This window comes from Daejeonella sp., assembly GCF_049655485.1.
Lineage (GTDB): Bacteria > Bacteroidota > Bacteroidia > Sphingobacteriales > Sphingobacteriaceae > Daejeonella.
Genome location: NZ_JBASJU010000379.1, coordinates 1 through 2,414 on the forward strand (window position 1 = coordinate 1; position 2,414 = coordinate 2,414).

The 2,414-nt window shown below is 40.1% G+C and carries 4 protein-coding genes; 3 read left to right on the forward strand and 1 reads right to left on the reverse strand.

Annotated features, from left to right (window positions below):
• A partial coding sequence (locus WBJ10_RS15565; protein ID WP_424291926.1) for a hypothetical protein occupies window positions 1–317 on the reverse strand: 317 nt, incomplete at its 3' end.
• A gap of 280 nt (window positions 318–597) precedes the next feature.
• Here WBJ10_RS15565 and WBJ10_RS15570 point away from each other — a divergent pair.
• From WBJ10_RS15570 to WBJ10_RS15580, 3 genes are all read left to right on the forward strand, one after another.
• Complete coding sequence (locus tag WBJ10_RS15570; protein WP_424291928.1) at window positions 598–1,113, forward strand: DUF4402 domain-containing protein; 516 nt, start codon at window positions 598–600, stop codon at window positions 1,111–1,113.
• A 74-nt stretch (window positions 1,114–1,187) separates the two neighbouring features.
• Window positions 1,188–2,051, forward strand: a complete 864-nt coding sequence (locus tag WBJ10_RS15575; RefSeq protein ID WP_424291930.1) for a fimbrial biogenesis chaperone — start codon at window positions 1,188–1,190, stop codon at window positions 2,049–2,051.
• Window positions 2,052–2,056: 5 nt separating this feature from the next.
• Window positions 2,057–2,414: DUF4402 domain-containing protein (locus WBJ10_RS15580; protein ID WP_424291932.1), on the forward strand; the 358-nt coding region annotated here is incomplete at its 3' end.

The following is a 2,414-nucleotide window of genomic DNA, read 5'->3' on the forward strand; positions in this document are numbered from 1 at the left end:
GGAAATAGTGGTAAAGTAATGGAAAATGAAGAAAGATCTTCTCCTTTTATCAAAAACTCAGCAAGTGTTATGATGCCAGGCTTCTGGATATGGGTTATGTTGCTGTTTAACCGACTTGTATCTTCCCTGCTGAACATCGCAGTATCAGCTGGTTTAACATATTGGGAATTAAAAGCCTGACCATCGGTTCTTTCAATCGTTGTAGAAGTTACTATAGTTGCAAATACAGCGGCAGAGCCCGTATTCTGCGCATAGGATTGAATGGAAAATCCATATATTATAGTAACAAAAATAAAAAAACTGAGAGCCGTTTTCATATTTAAGATGCCAATACAATCTTAAATATAGGACAATTTAATAAAACTCCGAAATATATTTATTAATTATTGTTCGACAAAATGAAAAATAATTAAATCACTGGCTAAAATTAATCTGAGGTAATTTAAGGCCTATTTATTTATGAAATATTCAGGCATTCACTCCTCCAAAAGTATCAATTTAAAACCTTAAACACTTGGTTTTTTATAAAATAGCGTAACATTTAGGAGGCATGGCTCGTAGAAAACCCAAATTCAAACTTAACAAAATAAAAACAAAATGAAAAATTTCACTAAATTATTTGCCCTTGCATTCGTGATGATCGGGTTTACAACAATTGCTTCTGCACAAACAACTTCTCCGGCAGCTGCAGCATCTGCTACAGTGATTACTCCAATCACTGTTTCTAAGACAACCGATCTAAGTTTTGGTAATTTAGCTGTTCAGTCAGCTACAGGAGGTACACTAGTTTTAACTCCGGCAGCCGGCCGCAGTGCAACTGGCGGAGTAACATTGCCAGCTGTTACCGGAACTGTTGCTGCTGCTACATTTAAAGTAGACGGGGAAGGAACTTCCGCTTATTCTATTACTTTGCCGACTGCATCTTTTAACCTTACCAGCGGCCTTAATACCATGGCAGTGGGTTCGTTTACAAGCACACCATCTGCTAACGGAGCATTAGTTGCAGGTACTCAGAATGTGAATGTTGGCGCTACCCTTACTGTTGCTGCAGCTCAGGCCGCAGGTTCTTATACCAATACTGCGGATCTGAAAATCATAGTTAATTATAACTAAACTATCATCTAATAGAATAGAAAAAGCGCTGCAAATAGCAGCGCTTTTTTTTTAACAATAATTACATCTATATCATGTTTCAAGCGCTCCTCTTCATCTTTCCAGACTATTCAAAACTATTTATTTCAGGGTTTATACTTTTCCTGTTCACCTCTTCTGAATGTGTAACTGCACAGGGAAACCTGCTGATCACACCTAAGAGAATTGTTTTTGAAGGACAAAAACGCTCGCAGGATATTAACCTGGCAAATATCGGAAATGATACCGCCCGGTACGAGGTTTCTTTCATACAAATAAGGATGAAAGAAGATGGAAACTTCGAACAGATCACCCAGCCGGATTCCGGGCAATTTTTCGCTGATAAAAACCTGCGTTTATTTCCGCGGGTGGTTACTTTAGGTCCCAATGAAGCTCAGCTTATTAAGATCCAGGTAAGTCATGCTAATAAATTATCACCTGGAGAGTACCGGTCGCACCTTTATTTCCGGGCTGTTCCAAATAAAGATCCCCTTGGTGAAACACCAGTTAAAGCGGATACGGCCGGGGTATCGGTACGTATTGTTCCCGTGTTCGGAATAAGTATACCTGTAATAATACGCGCAGGCGAATCTACTGCAAAAGTAAGCCTCTCGCGTCTTGAGCTGGAAGGGCTATCCGACTCCCTTCAGGTGATGAAAGTCAGGTTTAACCGGACAGGCAACTTCTCAGTTTATGGTGATCTGAAGATTGAGCATATTTCAGAAAATGGCAAGATTACGCAGGTAGGGCATATCAAGGGGATTTCTGTGTATGCTCCCAATTTAAAAAGGGATGTGAAGGTTAATCTGGATCATAAGCCTGGCGTAAATTACAGATCAGGTAAGCTTTTAGTAAGCTATGCTTCTTCGACAGAAGGGCAAACAGAACCAATGGCATGGGCTGAGCTTCTGTTAAAATAAGTTAAATGTTATCGGGAGGAATAGTGATGAAAGATAGGATCATCAGATTTTTAAAAATGTTTTCTGCCAGATATGTCGGATCTGCGATGATATTAATCTCATTGCTTTCTGTTTTCTCCAATACAGCAAACTCCCAAATAACTGCATATACCGTTCAGGGAATCAGTTTTGGAACTTTTTACCAGGGTAATTCAGGCGGAACAGTTGATATTTCTTATACAGGAGCCCGGTCATCGAGCGGAGATGTCGTTCTGATCAATGCCGGCTCTTCATATTCCCAGGCTATTTTTGAGTTGGAGGCTCCTCAGGGCTCCATCATTTCCATACTTAATGGCCCGGATATTAACCTGACCGGAAGTAATG